Origin of the sequence: Hymenobacter cellulosivorans (genome assembly GCF_022919135.1) — a bacterium.
In the GTDB taxonomy this organism is placed as follows: Bacteria; Bacteroidota; Bacteroidia; order Cytophagales; family Hymenobacteraceae; genus Hymenobacter; species Hymenobacter cellulosivorans.
Genome location: NZ_CP095049.1, coordinates 5,062,689 through 5,087,925 on the forward strand (window position 1 = coordinate 5,062,689; position 25,237 = coordinate 5,087,925).

Sequence of the window (25,237 nt, forward strand, 5' to 3'; positions counted from 1 at the left end):
CGGCCGGGGCAAATTACGGCATCCCCAGTGACTTTCGGCCCAGTAGCCGCCCCTGCAACTGCTTTCATTCAATGAGGGAACGGGCACAAGGCGGAAGGGTGGTGTACACCCAGCTCTTACTCCGCAACGTGGGTTACTTTGCTTCCCTGACCTTTATCCCCGGAGAAAACGCCCCATGACCACCTGGCCCGCCGCCTTTTGCGCTACCAACGGCATCAGTCTCCACTACACCCGCACCGGCGGCGGCAAACCACCGGTAATCCTGCTCCACGGCCTGATGACCAACGGCCTGTGCTGGACCCACCTGGCCCGGGCTTTGGAGCCGGAATACGACGTCATCCTGCCCGATGCCCGGGGCCACGGCCAGTCGGGCGCGCCCGACCACGGCTACCGCTACGAAGACCACGCCGCCGATATCATCGGGCTGATTCAGGCTTTGCAGTTGCCACCCGTCGTTCTGCTAGGCCACTCTATGGGCGGGATGACAGCCGCCGTAGTAGCCAGCCGCAGCCCCATGCTTCTTCGGGGCCTCGTGCTGGCCGACCCTACCTTTCTGAGCCCGGAAATGCAGCGCCAGGTGCAGGAGAGCGACGTAGCCGAGCAGCACCGCCGGATGCTGCGGCTGTCTTTGGCGGAAGTACTGGCCGATGCGCGGGTCCGCCACCCGCACCGCTCGGCGGAAACCCTGGAGCTCCTTGCCCGGGCCCGCCTGCAAACCAGCCTGAAGGCCTTCGAGGTGCTCACGCCCCCCAACCCCGACTACCGGGCGCTGGTGCGGCAGATACCTGTTCCTAGCCTGCTCCTCGTCGGCGACAAAGGCCTTGTTTCAGCGGCGGTTGCCGAAGAGCTGCAACGTCTCAATCCGAATTTACAAGCCGAACAGATTCGGGAAGCCGGCCACGCCCTGCAGTTCGACCAGCCCAACCAGTTTGCGGCCGTCGTCGGGCGCTTTCTGCGCGCTATCGGTAACGCAGCGCGCTGAACGCACCCGGACCCAAATGATTGGCTCATAAAGACGTGGAGTTACTCCACCCGGTTTGGAATGTAGACCGAGAAGGTAGAGCCTACGCCCAGCTCGCTCTGCACCTCTACCCGCCCACCCAGGTTTTCCACCGTCTTCTTGACTGTATACAGGCCCAGCCCCGAGCCCTCTACATGGTCGTGGAAGCGGATTGCGTTGTTGGTGCCTACCTGCGCCTTTACTACGACCCACGCTGCCTTCAGCAAAAGGCGCTTATCGAAGGGGTAGGCCCGAATAAAGAAATCATACCGCTACTGGCTGGCGGCTTTCTACTCCTTAGTGGTCTGCTCTTCGGCCTTTCCCTTTTTACCGATTGAGCTTCAGCTTCCGCAGTAGGGCCTTTTAACCAGACCCATCTTACCCCGACCTGCTGCCGCAACCACGGCAAGCGTAGGAGCAGAAGCATAACCTATCCCAGTTATAAGGTTGAGGTTTATTTCTCTACTTTGCTAGTACTTCCTGGTTTAAGCGCATTTATCCCGACCCCATGCAACATTATTACCCTTCCCGATTACTGGGCCTGCTAGCCCTGCTGGCCGAATCAGCCACCGCCTGGGCCCAGCCTAGCATCACCACCATTTTGCCTGCTCCCAACCGACAAAACGCCGCGCCCAACAGTGCCATCAACGCCTTGTTTAGCGAGCCCCTACAGGCCAGCAGCACTACCGCCCTGCGCGTATTCAGCTCTCAATATGGGGGCCTACGCAGCGGCCACAGCGGCACTACCGCCCTGAGCGGCAACCTTCTTTCCTTTACTCCGGTCGGCGGCTGGAAGCCCGGCGAAACGGTTCGGACCACCATTACCACCGCCGCTCAGAACCTAGCGGGCCAGTCCTTGGCCAAGGCGCATATTTTTGAGTTTACGGCCGCCGTCGGAGGCACCGGCCTAGGGTCGCTCGTACCCGCTGCCGCCCCCTCTGGCACCCTTTCCAGCAGTGCGCACCAGATGCAGATGGCCGACGTAGACGGCGACGGCGACCTGGACCTTGTTACGGCCAACTCCACCTATCTCAACTACGCCCTGTTTCCGCTCAGTATCCGCCTCAACAACGGCCAGGGCAGTTTCGCCGGTGGCTCCGATGTACGCGTAACTAGGGTGCCCAATGGGGCCGACCACCTGGCCCTAGGCGATATCGACGGCGACGGCGACATTGATATTCTGACGACTAACTCCAAGGATTCGGTTCATGTGCGCTTCAACTCCGGGACGGGCACCTACCCCAGGGGCTATAATGTGAGTATAAACCCCAACTCGGTGCGCCCCAATGACCTGACCCTGGCCGACGTGGATGGCGACGGCGACCTGGACCTGTTGGCTTTTACCCTGATGCAGCCCTACTATACCGGCCAGCTGAGTCTGCGCCTCAACGATGGCACCGGCCAGTTTAGCGGCGGCTACGATACCGTTCTGGGCTCCAGCAGCTACGGCCGCCTGACTACCGGCGACATTGACGGCGACGGCGACCTGGACCTGATTATTGTAGGCGGGGGCAACTCAAACCTGTCTTTTCGTCTGAATAACGGCAGCGGAGTATTCACCCAAAGCTTGGGCCTGAATGATAATATCAGCGGCTCCGACTTGGCCTTGGGCGACTTGGATGCCGATGGCGACCTGGACTTGCTGGCGCTGGACGAAAACGGCTCTGGGCGGGTGGTTACGTTCATCAACAACGGTACGGGCACCTTCACCAGAGCTACCTCCATCCGCATGATCAGCAACCCCGGCAAAATGGCTCTGGGCGACGTGGACGGCGACGGCGACCTGGATCTGTTAGTTAGCAATAAGGCGCCTATGCTGTCAGTACATCTTAATAACGGCCAGGGCTCCTTCCCGAACTACTACATCATACCCCACGGCACGTTTGCTCTGGGCGATGTTGACGGCGACAGCGACCTGGATATTGTTGCGGGCTATACCGGGGCTGCGCCGGCGTACTCCGTCATTACTTGCTTCAACCAAGCCACGCGCCCAGTGCTACTCGGCACCACAAGCGCCCTGGCTGAACAGGTAGGACTCTATCCCAACCCGGTAGCCGGCCAGCAATGCACCCTGGCCCTGCCGGCTGGCTGCCGGGCTACCACTGCCACTGTAGTCAATACACTGGGACAGTCGGTCAAAGCCTTTCCGCTGGCCACATCAGCAGCTGCTCATTCGACGACGCTGGACGTAGCCGATCTGGCACCGGGAATCTACACGCTCCTTATCAGCACCGAAGCCGGCAGCATCACCAAACGCCTGATCAAGGAATAGGTATCAAGTTCGCCCGCGTGCTGCGGGCAAAATCTTCGATTCATCAATTCATACAAAAGCCCCGGCAGTTTGCCGGGGCTTTTGTATCAAATTCAGGATGGGTAGTACTGGCTACGGCATGCCGGCGCCACCCGTCGAGCCGTAGACTTGGCCCGTGGCGTAGCTGGCCAGCGGGTCGGCCAGTTGCACGTAGATAGAGGCCAGCTCGGCGGGTTGGCCGGGGCGCTTCATGGGCGTGTCGCCGCCAAACTTCACCAGCTTCTCCTGCGTCGCGCCGCCGCTTACCTGCAGGGGCGTCCAGATGGGGCCCGGCGCCACGCCGTTGACCCGAATTCCTCTCGGGGCCAGCTGCTTGGCCAAGGACCGCACGTAGTTCGAGGTAGCAGCCTTGGTCTGGGCGTAGTCGTAGAGGTTTTCCGAGGGGTCGGTGGCCTGCTCGGAGGTGGTGCCGATGATGGCCGAGCCGGGCTTGAGGTGGGGCAAAGCCGCCTTGATGGTCCAGAACGGGGCGTAGATGTTGGTTTTCATCGTCGCGTCGAAGTCCTCGGTGGTCAGCTCCAGAATCGACTGGCGCTGCTGCTGCCGGGCCGCGTTGTTGACCAGAATATCCAAGCCGCCCAGCTGGCGCACGGCCTCTTCGACCATGCGCTTGCAGAAGGCCTCCTCGCGCAAATCCCCGGGAATGGCTACGGCCTTGCGGCCCTCAGCTTTAATGAGGGCAATTACTTCCTTGGCATCGGCTTCCTCGGCGGGTAGGTAGTTGATGGCCACGTCGGCCCCTTCGCGGGCGTAGGCAATGGCCGCGGCCCGGCCCATGCCCGAGTCGCCGCCCGTAATCAGGGCTTTGCGGCCCTTGAGGCGGCCGGAGCCTTTGTAGCTTTTTTCGCCGTGGTCGGGCCGGGGCTCCATCTGCGAGGCCAGCCCGGGCCAGGGTTGCGACTGGCTCTTGAATGGTGGCTTGGGGTAGGCTGTAGTCGGGTCGCGTAGCGGGTCGGCGGCGGTTTCGGCCAGGGGGCTGAAGTCATCGGCGCCCAGCACGGGGCTTACGGCGGCGACGGCCAGGCTGGCGCCCAGCCCGCTGATGACCTTGCGGCGGCTAAGTTTGGTATCTTCTTTCATAGCAATCAGGAAGGTTAGGTTCAAGCCTTCCTTTACGCACCGGGCGGGCCTCACAGTTACTCTAAGCTTTGCCGCGGGCCTTATGTATTCGTTCGGGGTGGCCTGACGCTCGGCAAAAGTCGGCTGCTGCCCGTTCGCGCCATTACCGGCAGTCATGCTTTTATAACCGCCAAATGGAAGGCAGCAGTTTTTTGTGGGCAGCTATAATAACACCCCCGACCCAGGATATAACCAGCCCGGCTTATTATCTTGGCTACCAGATTTTTACTACTCCGCCTTTATTCCTACTGCCTCTTGCTACAACTTCTACTCCCCCTGCCACGGCTTATCGGCTTGTTCCTGTTCGTGTGTGCCGGCCTGCTGCCCCGGCTCCTACAGGCCCAGATACCACCTACCTTCGACATGGCTGCGCGCGTGATGCACCTGACGGAGGGTACACTTCCGCGCCCCCAGGCAGTAGCCGTCGATGCGGCCGGTAACAGCTACGTCGCTGGCTTCATTCATGGTACCATACAATTCGGGGACACTATCATCGGGGCCGTGTCGTCGGGCCAAGTCTACATTGCCCGCATCGGGGTCCGGGGCAGCCACGACTGGATTGTGGTGTTGAACACCGTTAATGACAACTATAATAATAACAATAGCAGAGAACTTCACCAGACCAGTCTGGCGGTTGACGCTAATGGCAACATTCTGGTGGTTAATCACTTTACCAGTCCCACTCTTACCCTGGGCAGCATTAAGCTAACCAAGACCGAGGTATTTGGTAATATGTTTGTGGCCCGGCTTAGTCCGAACGGCAAGTGGCTTTCGGCCTTTACAGTAGGGGATGCGGCGCCCTCGAGCATTACCCTAGATGCTGGCGGCAACGCCTACATTACCGGCCAGTATAGCCTTCCTATAACCTTCGGTACCACCACGTTGCCTTTCAGCGGGCGTTCCGACTTCTTTGTCGCCTGTCTTGCTGCCAATAACACGTGGCGCTGGGCCGTAAGCGGGGGAGGTACGAGCGACGATGTTGCTAACAACATCAGTCTGGATGCCCAGGGCCACGCCTACCTAGTAGGTTATATGGTAGAAGGGGCCAGCTCGGCCCGTTCAGCGTGCCAGCTGCTAGGTCATTCATTGCCCAACTAGATGCAGCTACCGGTGACTGCCTGCGGATAACCAACATCAGCTTTTCCAATATGGCTGCGTATGTGAGTATGAAGGCCGACGCTGCTGGCAACTGCTACCTTACGGGTGGCTACGTGGGGCGCATCAATTTCGGTAGCCATACGCTTACTAGCGTCGGCAATGGGGATGTGTACGTGGCCAAGCTCGGGGTCAATGGGCAATGGCAGTGGGCAGCTACCGCCGGCGGGGTTTCCGACGATGGTAGCAGTGCTATTGCTCTCGACCGGCGCGGTAATGCCTACATCTCCGGCTCCTTTCAAGGCGCTCAAGGTAGCCGCTTCGGTGCCGTGACTCTGTTTCCCCGCAACCCAACCCTGGCTCTCAGCGACGTGTACGTGGCCAAACTCGACGCCGCCGGCAACTGGCTGTGGGCCGTGCCGGCCGGCGGCGAGCGGGTCGACTTTAGTATGAAACTGGTGTTAGGCCCCTACGCCACGCCCTACATCATCGGCGAATACGAGAGTCCGACCATGGACTTGGGCCCCATCCGGCTGTCTGGCAACCCCAGACCCTTTCCCTCTACCTACGTGGCCCGCATGCATCCCAACGAGCTGGCCATCCAGGGCGACTCGCTGGTGTGCAACGGTGCCGCCGTGCAGCTGACGGCATCGACGCTGGCCCTGGGCCACTCGATTCGCTACCGCTGGAACACCGGCGACACCACGGCGACCATCCGCGTGACGCAGCCCGGCCTGTACTCCGTCACGGCGACATTCCAGGGTGGGTATACCCTTACCGAGCAATTTCGGGTGCGCGGCCTTACGCCCACCCTGCAGCTGACGGGCAATACGGGCGCGCTTTGCCCCAGTACGCCGCGCCAGCTCTCGGCCGTGGCTCCCGGCGCGCAGGCAGTGCGCTGGAGCACCGGGGCTACGACGGCCACCATCAGCGTCACGGAGCCGGGCATCTACTCGGTCACGGCGACTTTCAGCCCGGCCTGCTCGCTCACGACCCAGGTAGTGGTAGCCGCCAACCGCGTCGGTATCAGCGGCCGGCAGCAGCTGTGTCCGGGTCAGAGCACCACGCTCACGGCCGCCGCCACCGGCAGCGCCGTGACGGGCTACCGCTGGAATACCGGGGCCCTCACCCCGGCGCTGCTGGTAGGCCAGGCCGGCACGTATTCCGTCACGGCTACGTTTGCCGACGGCTGCACCCAAACGGCCACCCACACGGTGGGGCCGCCCACGGCCAAAGTAGCCTCGGTGAGCGGCGACACGCTGCTGTGCCCTGGCAACAGTCTATTGCTCAGCGCCATGAATCCCGACGCTATCAGCTATCAGTGGAATACCGGGGCCACTACGCCCACCATCACCGCTACCCAGCCCGGCCTCTACACGGCGCTGCTGACCTACACCGGCGGCTGCACCAGCCGCGACTCCCTGCGGGTGCTGCCCGCGCCCGTAGCCCCGGCCTTTACCCTGGGCCCCGATACCACCCTGTGCCTGGAGCGGCCGCTGCTGTTGCGTGCCCCGACGCTGAGTGGTCCCGGCGTTGCCTTCCGGTGGTCGGATGGCAGCCGCGGCCCTACTTTGCTGGTGCAGGATGCGGGCACGTATTCCCTGCAAGTCAACACGCTCTGCGACACGCGCACGGCCAGCGTCCGGGTGGGCTACACCAGCTGCCTGTTTATTCCCAACGTCATTACGCCCAACGACGACCAGCGCAACGACACCTTCGTCATCAAGAACCTGACCCGCGGGGACTGGGCACTGACGCTTTTTAACCGCTGGGGCCGCCAGGTGTACCACACCAGCGCCTACCACCACGACTGGGGTGCTGATGCCGCGGCCGGCGTTTACTACTACCTACTCCGGCAGGGCAGCACTGTGTACAAAGGGCATTTGGAAGTTGTCCGCTAGCTGATAAGCCTAGTCGCCGACAACTCTTTACAAGTGCCGGCCAACTGCAATTTTACGGTCAGCACCACCGCCTCAACAAGGCATTTACCGAAGTATTTATCGACTACAACCGGGTCGGCAAAGTAAGCGGCGTGGACTTCACTGCTTTACTATAATCCGGCCCTGGCAGTGCTTGCCCGACACACTGCTTAGGGAGAATTTTGACTTGTAACGAGCCCGCCACCACTACTTGCGCACAGCGCTTGGCAGCTCCATCAGCCGATTTTCGCTAAAATATTTTAGCAGTCGTTTTCAACGAATTCCGGCTACCTTTAGCAGATATTTCTTGCGTAGTTTTTTTCGTTTTTCCCACCTGTTGATGAAACACCTTTTACTACTCTTTTTGCTGTTTGGGAGCCTGGGTGCCCGGGCCGTGCAGCTCACTTTCCGGGTCGATATGCGGCAGCAGACGGTGGCCGCCAGTGGCGTACACGTGGCCGGCAACTTCCAGGCCGCTGCCGGTTTCGGGGCCGACTGGAACCCGGCCACCACCCTGCTCACCGACGCCGATAATGACCGGATTTACGAGGTGACGGTGAACGTGCCGTCGGGTACCTACCTCTACAAGTTCGTGAACGGCAACGCCTGGGCCGGGGCCGAGTTGCCGCCCGCTACCTGCGGCGTGACCGACGGCAGCGGCAACGTGAACCGCCAGGCACTGGTAGCCGGTAGCGCCGTGCGCTTGCCCGCTCCCGCTTTCGGCGACTGCAACACCCAGGTGCGCTTCGCCGTGAACATGCGTGGCCAGACCGTGTCACGCGCCGGGGTGCACGTGGTGGGTAACTTCCAGCCCCTGGCCGGCTACGGCCTGGAGGGCGACGCCACGGCTCTGCCCCTGACCGACGACAACGGCGACGGTATCTACGAGGTGCAGATTGCGTTGCCCGGGCCCATTCGGTTTCTGTACCGCTTTGTGAACGGCACCACCCTGGCCGAGGCCGAAACCGTGCCCGCCGGCTGCGGCACGCCCGACGCCAACGGCACGCTCAACCGGGTATTCGACGCCACAGCGGCCGTGAATACGGCCCCAGCTGTGTGCTTCAGCACCTGCCAGACCTGCGCTCCTTCCCTGACCGGCTACGCCACCCACTGGTGGAACGACGCGGTGTTCTACGAAATCTTCGTGCGCAGCTTCTACGACAGCAACGGCGACGGGCAGGGCGACTTTGCCGGCCTCACCCAGAAGCTCGACTATCTCAACGACGGCAACCCCGCCACCACCACCGACCTGGGCATCACCGGCATCTGGCTGATGCCCATGATGGAGTCGCCGAGCTACCACGGCTACGATATCACCAACTACCAGGCCACCGAGCCCGACTACGGTACCATGGCCCAGTTCGAAGCCTTTCTGGCCGCGGCCCACGCCCGGGGCATCAAGGTTATCATCGACTTGGTGCTCAACCACACTTCCGACCAGCACCCTTGGTTTCAGCAGTCGGCCAGCGGGGCTACGAATTCCTACCGCGACTGGTACCGGTGGTCGGCCACCAACCCGGGGCTGGGCTGGTACCAGCGCAACGGCAGCTACTACTACGGCTACTTCTGGAGCGGCATGCCCGATTTGAACTGGCGCAATGCGCAGATGAAAGCCGCCATGTGGGACGCCACCCGTTTCTGGCTGGAAAAAGGCGTGGACGGCTACCGCCTCGACGCGGTGAAATTCCTGGTCGAAAACGGCACCGTGAACGAAAACACCCCCGAGACGCTGGGCGTGCTGGAGGAGTTTCACGATGTGGTCCGGGCCGCGAATCCCAACGCCTTCACCGTGGGTGAAGCCTGGTCGAACACCCCAAACGTGGTGCCCTACGTGCTCAACCAGCGCCTCGACGCCTGCTTTGAATTCGACCTGGCTACGGCCGTGATTAACAGCCTGACGGCGGGCAACCCGGCCGCCCTGCGCACCCAGCTCGAACTGGTAGACCGCTCCTACCCCAAGCTGCAGTACGCCACGATGCTCACCAACCACGACCAGAACCGGGTGCTGGGGCTGCTCGGCGGCAACCAGGCCCTGATGAAGCAGGCCGCTGCCCTTTACCTGACCATGCCCGGCGTGCCCTTTATTTACTACGGCGAGGAAGTCGGCATGCTCGGTACCGGCGCCGACGAAGAAAAGCGCAAGCCTATGCAGTGGACGGCCGGCACTAACGCGGGCTTTACCACTGGCACGCCCTGGCGCAGCCTGAACAGCAACTACCCCCAGTTCAACGTAGCTACCCAGCAGGCCGACCCGGCTTCGCTGCTCAACCACTACAAGAAGCTCATCGGCCTGCGCATGACCCATGAAGCCCTGCGCAAAGGCTACGTGCTGCCCGTCACGGCCACGGTCTCGTCGCTATTCGGCTATGCCCGGGTGTATAACCAGGAAGCCGTGGTGACAGTGACCAACATGAGCAGCGGTGCGGCCACTACCCCGGTGCTGTCGGTGGGCGTTTCGACGCTGCCGGCGGGTAGTTACCAGGTCACGGAGCTGCTCTCGGGTCAAACGGCCGGCACCGTCGCGCTCAACGCCCAGGGCGGCGTTAGTGGCTGGTCGCCGGGCTTGGGTTTGTTGGCAGCCAATCAAACCTGGCTTTTGCGCCTTGCGCCCACCCAGCCCCTGGCCACGACCGGCGCCCAGGCCCGCTTTGTGCCCCAGCTGTATCCTAACCCTGCTGCCCACCAGGTGAGTGTGGAGCTGAGCCAACCGGCCGCCGAGGCCCGCGTGCAGGTGTACGATTTGCAGGGCCGCCTGCTGCACAGCACGTCGTTTTCGGGCCGCCGCACTACCTTGAACACCAGCGCCTGGGCCGAGGGCGTGTACTTTCTGCGGGTGCAGGCCGGAGCCAGCTTTTCCACCCAGCGCCTGCTGATTGCCCACTAACCTGCAAGGTCAAAAGCTAAGCCCTTACACCCCGAACACAACAAGGCCCGTCGCTGCTCTAGCGCCGGGCCTTGTTGTTAGTCATATTGATACCCGGTTTGCTACTGCTTGAGCAGCTTCGTGGTGGCGGTGCCCGCGCCGGTGCTGACGCGCACTACGTACAGGCCTGCCGCCTGAGGCACGGGCACTGTCAGGCGCTGGGCCGCGCTGCCCGGCCGCACCTGCTGCTGCCACACCACCGCGCCCAGCAGGTTTACCAGCTGTACCACTGTCGGCTGTCCTTGCGCCCCGCGGATTTCCACTTCGGCCTGATTGCCCAGCACGGGGTTGACCACGGCTACTACGGCCAGGGACGCCGGAGTCCGGCCGCGCTGGGTGCTTGTCACGACGCAGGCTGCTGGCACGTCGCTCGACCAATCAGCCGGCGTCATGTTGACCAGGGCGCCCTGGTGGCCATGGCCGCTCTGGTCGACGGTGACCAGGCCGCTGCCTTCGTTGAAAGTCCAGTAAGCTTCCAGGCCTGCCGCGTTGGTGGGCACACCGCACTGGTTGGCTTGAATTTCAGCCGGCGTCAGCGCCCGGGTCCACACCCGCACCTCATCAAGGGTGCCGTTGAGGACCCGGCTGTTGTCGAAGTTGCGCCCCAGGAAGAAGTTGCTGTTGGCCACGAAGGAGCCCGTCACGTTGAGCGAGGCGTTGAGCTGCCCGTTGAGGTAGAGGCGCATTACGCTGCCGTCGAAGGTGGCGGCCACGTGGTACCAGGTGCCGGCACTGAGGCTGGTGGGCGAGTTGACCTTGCGGCTAGTCCCGTTTACCTGCATTACGAACTGCAGGCGGTTGGCGGCCAGCCCCGCGTCGCCGAGGCGGACCAGGGCCGTATTGGCGCCGTCTTCCATGCCCATCACGCTGGAAATAAACGGGGAGCTGGCTTTAAACCCATTGGGCTTGAGCCAGCACTCCATGCTCAGCGCCGAGCCGGTCAGGTTGATAGGGCCTGCATCCACGTACTTGGTGGCCCCGTCGAAGGTCAGGCTGGTGTTGCCGCCGGAGCTGCCGGGCGCCACCACGGTGATGTAGCCGGTGCGGAGTAGGGAGTCGCGGCCAGCGGCGTTGGTGGCCCGCAGCTTCACGCTGTAGGTGCCGGGCGCGGCGTACTGCACCACCGGAAATACGGCGCTGCTGGTGGCCGGCGTGCCGCCCTCAAACGTCCACTGGTAGCTGCTGGCGTTGGTCGAGGCGTTGGAAAACGTGACGGGTTGGCCCGGCACGACCACCGTAGCACTGGCCGAGAAGCCAACTGTGGGCTTGGCCGCTACGGCGGTCCCGGTGTAGAGCTTGAGCCGGCCCAGGTTGAGCCGGTAGTTGGCCACTGCCGCCGCGGCCGTAGCCTGCACCCCGATGACGGCCAGCTCCCGCCCGGCGTAGTTGCCCAGGCTAATAGTGCGCGTGGTCCAGAGCGTATCCGGGGCCGAGCCCAGGTCGAAAGAAGCGGGGTTGGTCAGGTCGTCTGTGAAATAGAGCAGCAGGCGGGCGTTGGCGGCTCCGGCGGCAGGCGTTTTGAAGGTCACGTCCAGGGTGGTGGGCGTGGCAGCGGGCAGGCTCAGCTTGGTTTGAAACAGCTTCACGGTAGCGCTGCTTCCGCTGCCGCTCAGACTGCCCTGCAGCTTCACGGAAGTACCCGCGTAGTAGGCCCGGCTGAAGTCGTAGCCCACGGTGATGGGGGCGGTGCCGGTTTTGTTCCACTGCCAGCTCGGCAGCAGGCTTTGCTTGCCCATGTCGGTCCAGCCCTTCACCAGCTGCTCGCCGTTGTTGGCGAAAATCTTGCCCTGGCCCACCGAAAAGTAGGTTTCAAACGGCAGCGTATTAACCACGCTGCGCACCGGCACGTAGCTGCCAAAACCCTTCCAGCCGGTAGCATCCTCGGTGGTTACGTCCAGGTCGTTGCCGGCAAAGAGGCGCTGCTCGGTTTGGTAGAAGCCCGCGTAGTCGGCCGCCGAGCTATTGAAGGAATTGAAGCCGCCGTTGTAGGTCAGGTTGGTGGCAAACAAACCCAGCGACAACAGGGGCTTGGTCAGGTCGCCGCCGGTGAAGTAGTTGTTGATCCAGTCGGGGCGGGTAAACAGGGCCTGGGGGTTGCGGTTGGGCCAGAGGTCGGCGCCCATGTACACGTCGAACGGGCTGCGGCCCAGGGCCGTGGCCGTGGTTACCGAGGTATTGATATTGGTAGCCCCGCTCCAGAAGTAGTTGGTAAACATAGCGTCGCTGACGCGGGCCGCGCCGTCCTGAAGCAGGAGCTGGTTGTTGGCGTTCAGCGCGTTCTGGTAGGAAACGGTGCCGCTGGGCAGCATGGCGTCGTACCAGTGAATTTCCATGCCCGCGGGCCGGAGCTGCTGCAGGCGCTTGAGCAGGTTGCGCAGCTCGGTGGCCGTAGCCGCGGGCACCGTCGATTCCTGGTTGAAAAACCACCCGTCGAAGCCGTAGTAGTTGGCCACTTCCACCAGCTTCTGGGCGGCGGTGTACTCGCCGCTGGCGTCCTTCTGGATCAATAGGTTCACGTCGGCGGCCGAGCTGAAGACTGAGCCGATGACTTTCACGCCGTTGCGGTGGGCAGCCTCCACCCAGGGCCGGGTTGGCAGCGCCACGGGCCCGTCGAACCAGGTCAGCACGTCGATGTACTGCCAGTGGGTGAAGTTGTAGAGGTTGAAGCGGTTCTGCTCGTTGAGGTAGCCCGCAAAGCCCGTCATACCGTCGGGAATGTAGTTGACCTTGTGGCTGAAGCTCTGATTGGGGTTGAGCTGGGTGGCTAGCGTGTTCTGCCGTGGGGCCAGGGCCACCCGACTTACATTCTCGGGCACGGCCGTAGGCCCAGTGGGCGTCCAGGCCAGCAGCTGGGCTACCGAAAGCTTGGTGTACTGGGCGGCGGGTTCCAGTTGGGCCAAGGCCGGGCCGGCGCTGCTCAGCAGCAAAAGCCACAGCCAGCCCAGGCGGCGCAGCACATTGGGTAAAGCAAAACGAGCGTAGCGTAGCAGCATCACACTTAGGGGTTTAGTAGAAAATAAATTCACTCGCCGGTCAAGGTACAACTGAATTCGGATTCTGCTATATCCTTTTAGCACCTAGCATTGGTAAAGCCCGTACAGCGCCCCTTGTCCTTGCGGGGCGGGAGCCGTGGCCATCCGTCCTCTGAAATGTGCGAAGCTCTCTAAGGTGAAAAGCCCTTTCCTACTGCGGGCAGGAAAGGGCTTTTTGATAAAAGAGCGTTTGTCACCAGCAGAAGACGGATGGCCACGGCTCCCGCCTCGCAAGGACACAGTTTTTCTTTTCTCACATTCCTCCACCTCAGCACATTCGCACAGTATGAATTAACCTAAACCCCACCCCGCGCCGAGCGTTAGAACAGGCTTACCTATCTGATCTGCTAATCTGCCTCCACTATGAAAACTTCCTCTCTCCACGGTGCCGTCGTGGTTATTACCGGCGCCAGCAGCGGCATTGGCCGCGCCACGGCCCTTACCTTTGCCCGCCACGGCGCCAAGCTGATTTTGGCCGCCCGCCGCTCCGACGTGTTGGTCGACGTCGCCACCGAGTGCGAGCGGCTGGGTAGCTCGGTGCTGGCCATCCCCACCGACGTTACCGACGCCCAAGCCGTGGCCCGCCTGGCCCGGACCGCCCAGCACTTCGGCGGCATTGATATCTGGGTCAACAACGCCGGCAGCGGGGCTGTAGGCCGCTTCGAGGAAGTGCCGCTGGCCGCCCACGAGCAGGTTATCAAGCTCAACCTGCTGGGTTACCTCTACGGGGCCCACGCTGTGCTGCCCTACTTCCGGGAGCAGGGCCACGGCACGCTTATCAACGTTATATCCCTAGGGGCCTGGCTGCCCGAGCCCTACACGGCCTCCTACAGCGCCAGCAAATACGGGGCCCGGGGCCTGATGGACACGCTGCGGGCCGAGCTCAGCAACGAGCCCGCTATCCACGTCTGCGACGTGCACCCGTCCTACATCGACACGCCTGGCTTCCAGCACGGGGCCAACTACATGGGCAAGGTCATTAAGCCCGCCCCGCCGGTGTTTCCCGCCCAGAAAGTAGCCGATACCATCGTGGCCGTAGCGTGCCGTCCGCGGCCCACGACGATGGTGGGCTGGCCGGCTCCGGTGCTGCGCTGGTCGTATGCCCTGGCTCCGGGGCTGATGGGGCGGGCCAGCCGCCGCCTGTTCGACACGTATTTCCAGCAGGCCCGCCCCGCTCCCGTCGGCGAAAACAGCCTGTTTGCCCCCAACCCCGCCCCGCACGGCACCGATACCTCCGGCGGCTGGCGCCAGCCTACCAAGCCCCGCAACGGACAGTGGCTGGGAGTCGCCCTGGCTGCCGGCCTAGCCGCGGGGTTGCTGCTCTGGCCCCGCAAAACCCATTAGTCAGCTTGGTAGCCAGGCAAAGGCTCCTGCATTCCAAACTGCGCCATTTCGGCTGTTATGCTGAGCTTTGCGAAGGACCTTCCTTACCTACCCCACCGCCGCTGATACCATTGTGAAAAAGCCCTTTCCTACCCGCAGTAGGAAAGGGCTTTTGTGTGTTGAATAAAAGGTGTCACTTGGGTGGGGAAGATCCTTTGCAAAGCTCAGCATGACAGCCGAAATAACTAGCACCCAACAAAACCGGCTCCTACCGCTGCCCCACCGCCTTGCCTGCTTTCGTGGGCTTGGCGGCCGGAGTGGCCATCCGGCTCAGTTCCTGCTTCAGGTACTCTTCCATTTCCGTCACCCGGGTCTGACTGATGCTTTCATTTACAAACACGACCACGCCCGTCTGCTCCGCCGGATACATGACGCAGCGGGTGTTGAAACCAATGGAATGCCCGTTGTGGAAGATACGCCGCTGCCCGTCGGGGTCCTGATCCAGCATCCAGCCCAGCCCGATGCTGGTGCCCCAGGCCGGCTGGTGGGCCAGTTTCACGGCGGGCTCCTTTTCGGCTAAGTTGGCCTGCACGTAGGTCAGCAGGTCGGCGGGCGTGGAGCACATCGTGGAGCCACCCCAGTAGCCGGTGTAGTTGGCGTGGGTCTGGGCCCGTAGGTTTTCGTCGTAGCCGGTGGCAAAGCGGGCCTTCTCCGGGGCCGACAGCACCCGCTTGGTGTCCTTCATCCCGAAGCGGCGCTGCACGTACTGGGTAATGAGCTGCTCGTAGGGCTGCTGGTAGGCCCGCTCCAGCGCCAACTGCAAGATCAGCACGTCCAGGTTCTGGTAGCGGTAGGTGGCCCCGGGTTTGGTGCTGAGCGTAAAGGCGTGCATGTCGTGGAGCAGACTATCGGCCGTGTAGCGGTTGTAGTGCGCGATGCGCACACCCAGGTCGGCGTACTCCTTTTCGAGCTGAGCCCTCTTTTCCCTGCTGTACTGCCGCGCCGCGCCGGGCAGGCCCGAGGTGTGGGTGGCCAGGTCTACCAGCCGCACCGGCTGCCCCTCGAACTCCAGGTTGGGGTATTGTCCCGGCAGGTACTTGCGGACGTCGTCGGTGAGCTGCACTTTCTTATCCAGCACGGCCTGAGCCAGCAAGGTTGTCACGAAGGTTTTGGCCACCGAGCCCAGGTTGTAGTAGGTGCTGGCCGTGGGCAGCCGGCCCGAGCCCTTGGCTACTTCCCCGTAGTTGTAGAAGTAGCGCTGGCCCTGCCAGTACACCCCAATGGACATTCCCGCCGCGTCGGGATGCTGCATATACAGCGTGGCGGCCCGATCCACGGCCTGGTCGAGCGGGGTGCGCTTGCGGTTATCCGTCGCCAGCGGGGTCTTGCGGGCGTTGGGCTGGGCAATGAAGTCGGAAATAAAGTAGTCGTCAATCACGCCGGGCGCCGACGATACCAGATTCACCCGCAGGTTCTGCTGCTCGCCCTGCCAGGCAAACTCGTGCCGGGTCTTGCGCTCGGGCAGCACCCGGCTGCTCACGATGCGCCCGGTCATGGCCTTTTGCTTCTCTAGCAGGGTTGCCATGCTTCCCAGCGGCTCTATCTTCCGCAGCGCCTCGCTCCCAAAGGCCTCCATAGCCTTGAAGTCGCCCCGGTTGAACTGCGCCACCAGCGTGTCATTGAACTGGGCATAGGACGCAAACCGCGGCGCTTGGGCCCGCGCGTCCGCACTACCCAGCAAGGCCCAAACCGTCAACAAGGACCCAGCGGCCCGGTAATAATGCAGCATAACAGGATAAGTTAAAAGTGAAACCAGCCTACCTGAACCACCAGCAGTGGTCCCGGCGGCACGGTAACGGCAAGCTACGGAATCAACCATTCTGGTCCCACTCCTTACTGATCCTGCCGCTGCCATCGGCCGAAGCTACCAACGCCCACCCAGCTTCTTTATTGATTAGAGGACTGCCCTCAGGCCCCGGTTTCGGCAATTACAAGGCGAACATCAGATTGCTTATCAGCGAAATATATAGCTTTAATAAACTATATATTTGCCTCCATGAAGCATCTCTACTCGTTTTTCCTGGCGCTGGCCTGCGTCGGAACCACCCAGGCCCAAACGGCCCTGACGTTCACCGCCCGTGCCCCACTGCCCGACGGCGGCCGCTACGCCATGGGTTACTGCCAGGATCAGTCGTACTTCTACATGGTGGGCGGCGGTAGCCCCCTCACGGCCTTTACCGACCAGGTATTTCGCTACGACCCCGCCGCCAATAGCTGGGGCTCCGGCGCCCTGAGCACCGGCCAGGTCCCGCAGCACCGCCTCGGCAAGGCGGTGCTCCTGCCGGCCGATGGCATCACTCCGGCCCGCATCTTCGTGGGCCAGGCCACCACTGCCTCCGGCCCCCTGAGCAATATGCCCGTGCTAAACGCCGCCTCCGGCCAGCTGATTGCGGCTCCCACCAGCGGCTCCCCAACCGCCAACGGCGGAATGACAACCTGGAACGGCCTGATCTACTGCTTTGGCGGCCAATTGCCGAACGGAGCCTTTACTAACGAGCTGCGCAGCTACAACCCCGCCACCGGCGTCTGGACCTACCTGCCGGGCATGCCCGAAGCCAAATCGGCTCAGGGTGCGGCCATCAACGGCAAGATTTACGTTATCGGCGGCTTCGATGGTGCCGTCAACTCCAACCGTATCGACACCTACGACATTGCCACCAACCAATGGCAAACCCTGGCTCCACTGCCCACTACTGTTTCCAACCAGGCCCTGGTAGTACAGGGCGAGTGGCTCTGGATGATTGGCGACTTCACGGCCCAAACCTACCTGGCTGCCTATAATACCCGCACTGGCCAGCTCCGCACCTTTACCTCCAACCTGCCCGGTCGCCGCAACGCCGCTGCCGCCATTCGCAATAACCAGCTCTATGTGTGGGGTGGCAACACGGCCGCTTCCAACGCCTCCACGCTGGCCGATATGTGGCAGGCCAACATAGGCGACATATTGCCTACCGCTACTCCCAACAGCGCCCGGCCCCAGCTTTCGGCTTATCCCAACCCCAGCACCAGCGGCGAGTTTACCCTCGACCTGCCCGCCGGCACCCACCGCGTCGTCGAGGTGCGCGACGCCCTGGGCCGCCTCATCCACACCGCCGCCCCCGCCCCGCAAGCCGAGCGCTATACCCTGCCCCTCTCTCAGCAGCCCACGGGCGTCTACTCCGCCCGCGTCCGCTCTGACCAAGGCCTGTCTTCCGCTTGTCAGCTCGTGCGCCAGTAAGCCATAGTGTGTCCGTTCCAAGAATGTGGGACATAAGGAACACGTCATTGCGAGAAGGGACGACGAAGCAATCCGTCCTCTACTAGTGACAAATAGCCTTTACCCAGAAAGCCCTTTCCCACGCAAGTAGGAAAGGGCTTTCTGCATGTATTCACCAATATTCATCAAACCGCTGCTATCTAACTCCTTCGTCGCGGCATCTTCTTACACCTGTCATCCAGAACCTGCGAAGAAGCTACTTCGACCCAACGCGTCAGGCTCCTCCTCCCCCAGAGAGAAGAGGGCTGAGGGTAAGGTTACCACACCACCCACCGCCCCTGCCCATCCACCTGCTCCAGCAGATACAGCGCTTGCTCTGGCCCCCCAAAGTACTGCTCGAATACTTTGGGGTTTGGGGTGCCTGCGGCTCATCTGCCTTGAATTTACGGCAAGGGTTTCCGCGACACGTACACCACGGCCGAGTTATTAGCAATCGGGAGAATGGCCTCCCCGGTTTGTTCATCGAAGCGGAGGCTGGAGGCGGCCACGTAGAGCCGATTTTGGCCGTCGAGGCGCAGATTTTTGAGGTAGTGCCGCGCCGGCAGACGCAGGGAGGTCTGCCGGCCGCCTTCCTCCCGCAGCAGGTCGGAGGCCAGTACCAGCCGGGAGCTTGAGTTGGGTATTGCCCGGGTGTTTTCCCGGGTCTGGTACGTTATGCCCGCCGCCTGTGCCCAGCCTACGCGCTGCCGCACGGCACGGTACTCCTCGTAGGGATAGACGTCGGCGGTATAGTGCCAGCTTTTGCCTTGGTCGGCAGTATACATATCGGCAAAGCCGGCCACGGGCTCACCCTGCAGGGAGGAGGGAAAAAACTTCAGAGCAAACACGGTGTCGTTGCGCTCCAGCAGATCTACCGGGCCGAAAAAGTTGTACGACTCTTGCCAGGTCTTACCCTGGTCGGCCGAGGAATACACCTTTTGCCGGGCCGCTACCAGCAGCGTCTGGCTCAGGTCGCCGGCAATAGAGTAGGCTTCGTCACCCGAGAGCGACGTCGGAATTTCGAGCCTCAGCCAATCTGGGTCGGGAGCTTCAGCAGGTGCTACGGCATCCTGCTTTTGACAGCTGGCCGCCAGCAGCCCGGCTAACAGCAGTAAGGTATACTGTCTCATACCAATGGAATTAGGAAGAAGAAATAATAGATATAGTCGCGGCCCAGGTATCAATCGGCAAGAGCTACGGCCCGCAGGCGGAAGCAAGTTAATCCTGTTTGCCGGAACCGCCTTACTTCGGGCCCCAACCTGCCGCTCCGGCCGCTGGTGATTCCGTGGCCGGGCCTTATATTACCTGCCGCCGGTACCTGCTTCGGGCCGGCCTGCGCCCCTTCCGCTTTCCGTTATTCATCCTTTTCTTTCCCGTCTATGGACGCCAACACCCGAAAGATTCTTGTGGCCGAACTGGCTAGCCTGCTCGAAAAAGGCTTTGCCCACGGGGCTCTTGAAGACGCCTGCGCGGGCATTCCCGCCGACAAGCTCAACCAGCGCGTGCCCCAGGTACCCTACACCATCTGGGAGCTTGTCGAGCACATCCGCATTGCCCAGTACGACATCCTTGACTTCAGCCGCAACCCCGCCTACCAAACCCTGGACTGGCCCGCCGCCTACTGGCCCGACCGCGCCCAACCCGTCGACGAAGCCACCTTCCAACGCACCGTGCAGCAGATCACCCACGACCGGGAAGAGTTCCTGCGCCTGCTTCAGGACCCCGCCCTCGACCTGCTCGCCCCCTTCCCCCACGGCACCGGCCAAAGCCTGCTGCGCGAAGCCATGCTCATCGCCGACCACAACAGCTACCACCTCGGCCAGCTCATTCTGCTGCGCCGCCTGCTCGGCATCTGGGAAGAATAGAGCTGTTATTTTCTTCCTGGAGTTGCTGGCCACTAAGCTTGCAAGCCCCGAACCCAGCTGATACGCAGCCTCTTTTTTGCATCTTTGCAGGCTTACCCAGCAGCATTACCCGCTTGCTACGGCAATGCTGGCCGCTGGCTGCAGCACGTCGTTAGTTATCACCTCCATCCCGTCATTTGTGCCTCTTTTTACTCCCAATTCCGCAACGCCTCCGTTGCGAAAGTCTTGTCTGCTGCTGGCTTTGCTGCTCACGGGCTCTACCGGCAGCACCTGGGCTCAGGCTCTTACCGTAACCGCACGCCAGCCGGCGGCCAATGCCCGCGCGGCGGCGCGCGCGGCCTCGGTTAGCCTGACCTTTTCACAAGCCGTGGCCGCCGCGACGGCCGGCAATCTGGCAGTTTATTCAGCCCAGCAAGGCGGAAAAAAAGCCGGTACTACGGTTACGGCCAACTCAGTAGTCACCTTCGACCCTACCACTGATTTCAAGCCGGGGGAAACCTTGTCGGTTACGGTGCCGGCCTCCTTACAGAGTGCGGGCGGCACGGCGGCACAGCCACACGTCTACCAGTTCACGACGGCGGTAAACGGGGACGGCAGCGGCAATTTCTCGGCCGGCTCCACTCTGACCCCGAGCGGCGTCGGCACCGGCATTGCCACCGGTGACCTCGACGGCGACGGCGACCTGGACCTGGTTACGAGCAACCCTACCTTTGGCACCGTAGAAACCCGCTTGAATACGGGGACCAACACAGCCGTATTTGGCACGCTACGCAGCATCCCGGTCGGTATTACCCCCGGTGCCCTGGCCCTGGCCGACGTCGATGGCGACGCCGACCTGGACTTGCTCGTTGCTAACGCGGGCAGCAATACTGTCAGCGTCCGCCTTAATGGGGGCAATAACAGTGGCTCTAATACCGGTATCTTTAGTGGCAGCCAAACCGTAACCGTCGGCGCCTCGCCCCAGTCCCTTGCCGTGGGCGACATAGATGGCGACGGTGACCTGGACCTGCTCACCGGCAGCCGTACAAACGGCACAGTCAGCATCCGCCTCAACGGCGGCAGCAATACGGGCTCCAATACCGGCATTTTCAGCGGCATGCGGGATATCATTGTAGCAGCCGAGATTTCGGCCCTGGCCCTAGGCGATATCGACGCCGACGGCGACCTGGACCTGCTGGCTAACAGCGCCAACGGCAACACCGTAATCGTAAGCCTCAATACGGGCATTAACACGGGCACCTACACGTTCCGGCAAAACGTTGAGGTAGGTCGCTACCCCGCCGGGCTGGCCCTGGGTGATATTGATGGCGACGGCGACCTGGATCTGCTGACTTCCAACTCGGGGAGCAGCTCAGTCAGCGTCTCGATCAACAGCAGCGGCGGCTTCTTCTCGCTTAGCCAAACCGTGCCCGTAGGCGCTACGCCCGGTGCCCTGGCCCTGGCCGACGTGGACGCCGACAGCGACCTAGACCTGATTTGTGCCGACGCTAGCAGCGCGGCAGGCACCACAGGCACCGTAGTTGTGCGGCTGAACGGCGGCAGTGCGGCCGGTTCCAATACGGGGCAGTTCGCCAATGGCTTCGTGGCCAGCGTGGGCCGCACCCCGGCCGCTCTTACGCTCGGCGACGTGGACGGGGACCAGGATGTAGATCTGCTAACGAGCAATACCGGCAGCAACTCCGTAAGTGTGCGACTAAACCAACCGCCGCCACCCGCCATTACGGCCTTCTCGCCCAGCGCCGCCGCTGCGGGCAGCACCGTCACCCTGACCGGCGCGTACTTATCGGGCGCAACCCTTACCGTGGGCGGCTTGGCAGTACCAGTGCAATCCAACACCAGCACGAGCCTTACTTTCATCGTGCCCAGCGGAGCCAGCCCCGCGCCGCTAGTGGTTACCAATGCTTACGGTAGCACCAGCACAACGGCATTCACCGTACTGTTTCGCGCCACCGCAACCACCCCGACCAGCAACGGCCGCAACGTGCCGCGCAGCGGGGCCCAGGTGCAGGTCACGTTCAGCGAACCGGTCACGACAGCTTCCGCTTCAAACATCCGTCTGCTGGCAAGCCAAAGCAGCGGCCGCAAGAGTGGCGCCGCTACAACTGCGGGCTCGGTCCTGACCTTTGCGCCGAACAGCGGCTTCAAGCCGGGCGAGGTACTTAGCGTGAGCGTTCCTCCCACGGTTCTGAGTGCGGGCGGTATTGGGGCATCCAGTCGGGTATTTCAGTTTACAACGGTAGCCGAGGGCAGTGGCCGGGCCAACTTCCAGCCCGGCACCGACCCGGTAGTCAACGATACGCCCCACGAAATAACGCTGGCCGACGTGGACGGCGACGGCGACCTGGACCTGCTGACAGCCGATTACGGAAGTGGCAATGGCAACGGAGCGGGCGTGCTGCTCAACTCCGGCGACGGCACCTTTAACCGCAGCTCCTATTATGACATCGGTACGTTTGGCTCTCCCGCCGGGGTTATCGGCGTGACAGCGGCTGACGTGGACAATGATGGGGACCTGGACATGATTACCGCCAATGCTAATACGAACACTGCTACCGTGCTCCTTAATGATGGTCGGGGCCATTTTGCAACGCATACCATCTGCAACCTAGGGGGCTCTCCGCGTCGCATATCCTTTGCCGACCTCGACGGGGACGGCGACCTGGACCTGCTGGCGGCCCACTCCCGCTCCACCAGCCAGGTAAACACCGTGTCGATTCGCTTCAACGACGGCCGCGGCATCTTCCTGACTGGTTCGGAATTGATATTGGGACAGGGCATTTCCCGCGTTGTGGCGGCCGACGTCGATAATGACGGCGACCTGGATGTGCTGGTTTCGCTTTTTAATAGCAACAGTGTAGCCGTACGGCTCAATGCCGGCGATGGCACTTTCACTGGTAGCGGCTCCGTGGCCGTAGGCGCAGGACCGTTTTGCGTAACGGCCGCCGACGTCGATGCCGACGGGGATGTGGACCTGCTCACGGCCAACAATGGCGCCACCGGAGCGGGCAACACCGTATCCGTACGCCTTAATGACGGGCAGGGCAACTTTGCGGCCGGCACGGAAGTAGCCGTCGGAACCGGGCCCAGCTGGGTAACCACCGCCGACCTCGATGCGGATGGCGACCTGGACCTGCTTACCGCTAACTACGGCACCAACACCGTCAGTATTCGCTTGAATGCGGGCAACGGCACTTTCAGCGGGGGCTCCGACCCGACTGTGGACACGAACACCTTCACCGGCCGGGGCTCGTTTAGCATTGCCACCGGCGACGTCGACGACGACGGTGACATCGACTTTGTATCGGCCAACTCCGGCAACACCACCGCAGCCAAGGTCAGTGTGCGCCTCAACCAGCCCCCGGCCCTGGCCTTGCTCAGCTTTTCGCCGGCCAGTGGCGCCGCAGGCACGGTTGTGACCATCACTGGCACGGGCTTTACAGGGGCCACGGGCGTGACCTTTAACGGCGTTGCAGCGGCCTTCACGGTCGTGTCGGCCACCCAGATTACGGCTACCGTACCCACGACGGCCACCACGGGCCTGGTTACCGTAACGGGCCCCAGCGGCACGAGCACCAGTGCCCAGCCGTTTACGGTATCGAACACCTTTGTCGTCAGCTCAGTGCTGCCGGTCCGTAACCGGGTGAGTGCGCCACTTGCCACGGCCGTCAGCGTCAGCTTCGACCAGCCGCTCAGTAGCAATGCGGCCACGCTGGGCGCACTGCGCGTTTTAAGCCGGCAAGCCGGTGGCCGCAAAGCCGGAACGGCTACGGTAGCAGGCAATACGCTCACCTTCTCTCCTACTACTCCCTTTAAGCCCGGCGAAACCCTAACGGCGACACTCACGACGGCGGTACAGAGCCTAGACGGCCGCAACCTACCCGCCGGACAGGTCTTCCAGTTTACGACGGGCGTGGGCGCCAGCTCCGGAAACTTCCCACCCTTAACCGTAGCCGCCAGTGTCGGAACTAACCCGTTTGCGGCTACCAGCGCCGATATGAACGGGGATGGGTATCTGGATCTTATCACCCTCAACGCCCATCCCGGCTCCATCTCTATCCGTTTCAACAATGGGCAGGGAATTTTTAGCGGCACTACCTCCCTATCCGTACCCACGGGAGCCAATGCCTTTGCAATAGCCGACGTGGACAATGATGGCGACCTGGATGTGCTGGCAACCAATAATGCCCGGCTTGCTATTCTGCGCAACACGGGTACGGGTACTTTCTCTGCCGCGACCAACGTAGCGTTTACCACGGCTTCTTCTGACGGTAGTTACTACCTGGAAACGGGCGACGTTAATGCCGATGGGTTTGTGGATGTGTTGATACCGGATGTGGCCAACAGCGCTATTCTTATCCTGCGAAACAACCAGGCCGGCAGCTTTACCAGTGGCGGCACTATCATGGTAGGCACCGGCCAGCCCGGCATGGCTTATCCCGGCAAGATGGTGCTGGCCGACGTAGACCGGGACGGCGACCTAGACTGCGTTGTGCTCAACGGTAACCCGGGGCAGCTGGTTGTACGCCTCAACAATGGCAACGGGGTGTTCAGCGGCTCGCTCAGCACTTCCCTCACCAGCTCCGCCTCCAACATGTGTATTGTCGACGTGAACGGGGACAATTTGCTGGATGCGCTGGTCGGCTTTTCCACTCACGTACAGACCCTGTACGGAACCGGCGGGGAGCTTTTCACCAGCGGGTCCAGCATAAGCGTAGGCTTGTATCCACGCTCAATGGTCACCGGTGACATCGACGGCGACGGTGATATAGACCTCGTAACGGCCAATGTCGACGGGTATGCTCTCTCGGTTCGCGTCAATAATGGCAGCGGGCAGTTTAGTGGTACCACCTCTATCAGTACCCGGCAAAACCCCTTTGTAGCAGCACTGGCCGATCTGGATGGCGATACGGACCTGGATTTGGCCATGGCCCATTATACCGACAGTGACGTCAGCATTAGCCTGAATCCGGGTACCCCGACCCCGGTTCGCGTCTCCAATCTGAACGCACGCGTTGCCTTGTATCCCAACCCCGCCCACGGCAGCTTCTCGCTGGACGTTCCGGCCGTGGCGGCGCCCCTTACCCTACAGATGCGCAACAGCCTGGGGCAAACCGTCCGCAGCCAGGTGGTACGTCTGGTGGGTGCGGCGGCCACGCTTGAGTTTAACACTGCGGGGCTGGCCCCTGGCTTATACACCCTCCACGGGCAGGCTGGCGAGGAGAGCTTCACGAAAAAAGTGGTTCTGCAATAATACTCTGCTCTTGCCGCTGACTACAAAAAAGCCCGGATTCACCATCCGGGCTTTTTTAATTTCTGCCGGCCACTAAAATCAGGCTCTACGGCAAGCCGCACGCT

Annotated in this window: 14 protein-coding genes; 9 read left to right on the forward strand and 5 right to left on the reverse strand. The window is 62.1% G+C overall.

Annotated features, from left to right (window positions below; translation table 11 throughout):
* Nucleotides 1-175 precede the first annotated feature (175 nt).
* The gene (locus MUN80_RS21410) at nt 176-982 is read left to right on the forward strand and encodes an alpha/beta fold hydrolase (RefSeq protein ID WP_244716151.1); all 807 of its coding nucleotides are present in this window, start codon (nt 176-178) and stop codon (nt 980-982) included.
* A 41-nt stretch (nt 983-1,023) separates the two neighbouring features.
* Here MUN80_RS21410 and MUN80_RS21415 read toward each other — a convergent pair whose 3' ends face one another.
* A complete protein-coding gene (locus tag MUN80_RS21415) occupies nt 1,024-1,227 on the reverse strand; it encodes an ATP-binding protein (RefSeq protein WP_244716153.1) in 204 nt (67 codons plus the stop codon).
* A 281-nt stretch (nt 1,228-1,508) separates the two neighbouring features.
* Between MUN80_RS21415 and MUN80_RS21420 the strand changes: the two genes are divergently transcribed.
* Nucleotides 1,509-3,272: an FG-GAP-like repeat-containing protein gene (locus tag MUN80_RS21420; protein ID WP_244716155.1), complete on the forward strand. Its 1,764-nt coding sequence runs from the start codon at nt 1,509-1,511 to the stop codon at nt 3,270-3,272.
* Nucleotides 3,273-3,383: 111 nt separating this feature from the next.
* Here MUN80_RS21420 and MUN80_RS21425 read toward each other — a convergent pair whose 3' ends face one another.
* Nucleotides 3,384-4,391, reverse strand: coding sequence for an SDR family oxidoreductase (locus tag MUN80_RS21425; protein WP_244716157.1), 1,008 nt, complete (start codon nt 4,389-4,391; stop codon nt 3,384-3,386).
* A gap of 294 nt (nt 4,392-4,685) precedes the next feature.
* On the opposite strand from MUN80_RS21425, the gene MUN80_RS21430 reads away from it, so the two are divergent.
* The 3 genes from MUN80_RS21430 to MUN80_RS21440 all read left to right on the forward strand — a co-directional run bounded on the left by MUN80_RS21430 (nt 4,686) and on the right by MUN80_RS21440 (nt 10,328).
* Nucleotides 4,686-5,528 carry an NHL repeat-containing protein gene (locus MUN80_RS21430; RefSeq protein ID WP_244716159.1) on the forward strand — a complete coding sequence of 281 codons (843 nt, stop codon included), beginning with the start codon at nt 4,686-4,688 and terminating at the stop codon, nt 5,526-5,528.
* Between the two features lie 68 nt (nt 5,529-5,596).
* A complete protein-coding gene (locus tag MUN80_RS21435; protein WP_244716161.1) occupies nt 5,597-7,426 on the forward strand; it encodes a T9SS type B sorting domain-containing protein in 1,830 nt (609 codons plus the stop codon).
* 358 nt (nt 7,427-7,784) lie between these two features.
* Nucleotides 7,785-10,328 (forward strand): alpha-amylase family glycosyl hydrolase, encoded by a 2,544-nt coding sequence (locus MUN80_RS21440; protein WP_244716163.1) that lies wholly within the window; start codon nt 7,785-7,787, stop codon nt 10,326-10,328.
* Nucleotides 10,329-10,429: 101 nt separating this feature from the next.
* Here the strand turns inward: MUN80_RS21440 and MUN80_RS21445 are convergent, their stop codons facing one another.
* Nucleotides 10,430-13,360: an endo-beta-N-acetylglucosaminidase gene (locus MUN80_RS21445; RefSeq protein WP_244724942.1), complete on the reverse strand. Its 2,931-nt coding sequence runs from the start codon at nt 13,358-13,360 to the stop codon at nt 10,430-10,432.
* 402 nt (nt 13,361-13,762) lie between these two features.
* On the opposite strand from MUN80_RS21445, the gene MUN80_RS21450 reads away from it, so the two are divergent.
* Nucleotides 13,763-14,743, forward strand: coding sequence for an SDR family oxidoreductase (locus MUN80_RS21450; protein WP_244716165.1), 981 nt, complete (start codon nt 13,763-13,765; stop codon nt 14,741-14,743).
* Nucleotides 14,744-14,990: 247 nt separating this feature from the next.
* Here MUN80_RS21450 and MUN80_RS21455 read toward each other — a convergent pair whose 3' ends face one another.
* Nucleotides 14,991-16,511: a serine hydrolase domain-containing protein gene (locus MUN80_RS21455; RefSeq protein WP_244716167.1), complete on the reverse strand. Its 1,521-nt coding sequence runs from the start codon at nt 16,509-16,511 to the stop codon at nt 14,991-14,993.
* Between the two features lie 267 nt (nt 16,512-16,778).
* Here MUN80_RS21455 and MUN80_RS21460 point away from each other — a divergent pair, with 267 nt between their 5' ends.
* Complete coding sequence (locus tag MUN80_RS21460) at nt 16,779-17,999, forward strand: Kelch repeat-containing protein (RefSeq protein WP_244716169.1); 1,221 nt, start codon at nt 16,779-16,781, stop codon at nt 17,997-17,999.
* A 422-nt stretch (nt 18,000-18,421) separates the two neighbouring features.
* On the opposite strand, the gene MUN80_RS21465 is transcribed toward MUN80_RS21460, so the two are convergent.
* On the reverse strand, nt 18,422-19,147 hold the full coding sequence (locus MUN80_RS21465) for a hypothetical protein (protein ID WP_244716171.1): 726 nt from the start codon (nt 19,145-19,147) through the stop codon (nt 18,422-18,424).
* A gap of 249 nt (nt 19,148-19,396) precedes the next feature.
* Between MUN80_RS21465 and MUN80_RS21470 the strand changes: the two genes are divergently transcribed.
* Nucleotides 19,397-19,882 carry a DinB family protein gene (locus MUN80_RS21470; RefSeq protein WP_244716173.1) on the forward strand — a complete coding sequence of 162 codons (486 nt, stop codon included), beginning with the start codon at nt 19,397-19,399 and terminating at the stop codon, nt 19,880-19,882.
* A gap of 214 nt (nt 19,883-20,096) precedes the next feature.
* A complete protein-coding gene (locus tag MUN80_RS21475) occupies nt 20,097-25,133 on the forward strand; it encodes an FG-GAP-like repeat-containing protein (protein WP_244716175.1) in 5,037 nt (1,678 codons plus the stop codon).
* Nucleotides 25,134-25,237 lie beyond the last annotated feature (104 nt).

Coding starts and splice junctions, on each gene's coding strand:
- MUN80_RS21410 (WP_244716151.1), top strand. CDS start 176: ATGACCACCTGGCCCGCCGCCTTTTGCGCTACCAACGGCATCAGTCTC.
- MUN80_RS21420 (WP_244716155.1), top strand. CDS start 1,509: ATGCAACATTATTACCCTTCCCGATTACTGGGCCTGCTAGCCCTGCTG.
- MUN80_RS21425 (WP_244716157.1), bottom strand. CDS start 4,391: ATGAAAGAAGATACCAAACTTAGCCGCCGCAAGGTCATCAGCGGGCTG.
- MUN80_RS21435 (WP_244716161.1), top strand. CDS start 5,597: ATGAAGGCCGACGCTGCTGGCAACTGCTACCTTACGGGTGGCTACGTG.
- MUN80_RS21440 (WP_244716163.1), top strand. CDS start 7,785: ATGAAACACCTTTTACTACTCTTTTTGCTGTTTGGGAGCCTGGGTGCC.
- MUN80_RS21445 (WP_244724942.1), bottom strand. CDS start 13,360: ATGCTGCTACGCTACGCTCGTTTTGCTTTACCCAATGTGCTGCGCCGC.
- MUN80_RS21450 (WP_244716165.1), top strand. CDS start 13,763: ATGAAAACTTCCTCTCTCCACGGTGCCGTCGTGGTTATTACCGGCGCC.
- MUN80_RS21455 (WP_244716167.1), bottom strand. CDS start 16,511: ATGCTGCATTATTACCGGGCCGCTGGGTCCTTGTTGACGGTTTGGGCC.
- MUN80_RS21460 (WP_244716169.1), top strand. CDS start 16,779: ATGAAGCATCTCTACTCGTTTTTCCTGGCGCTGGCCTGCGTCGGAACC.
- MUN80_RS21465 (WP_244716171.1), bottom strand. CDS start 19,147: ATGAGACAGTATACCTTACTGCTGTTAGCCGGGCTGCTGGCGGCCAGC.
- MUN80_RS21470 (WP_244716173.1), top strand. CDS start 19,397: ATGGACGCCAACACCCGAAAGATTCTTGTGGCCGAACTGGCTAGCCTG.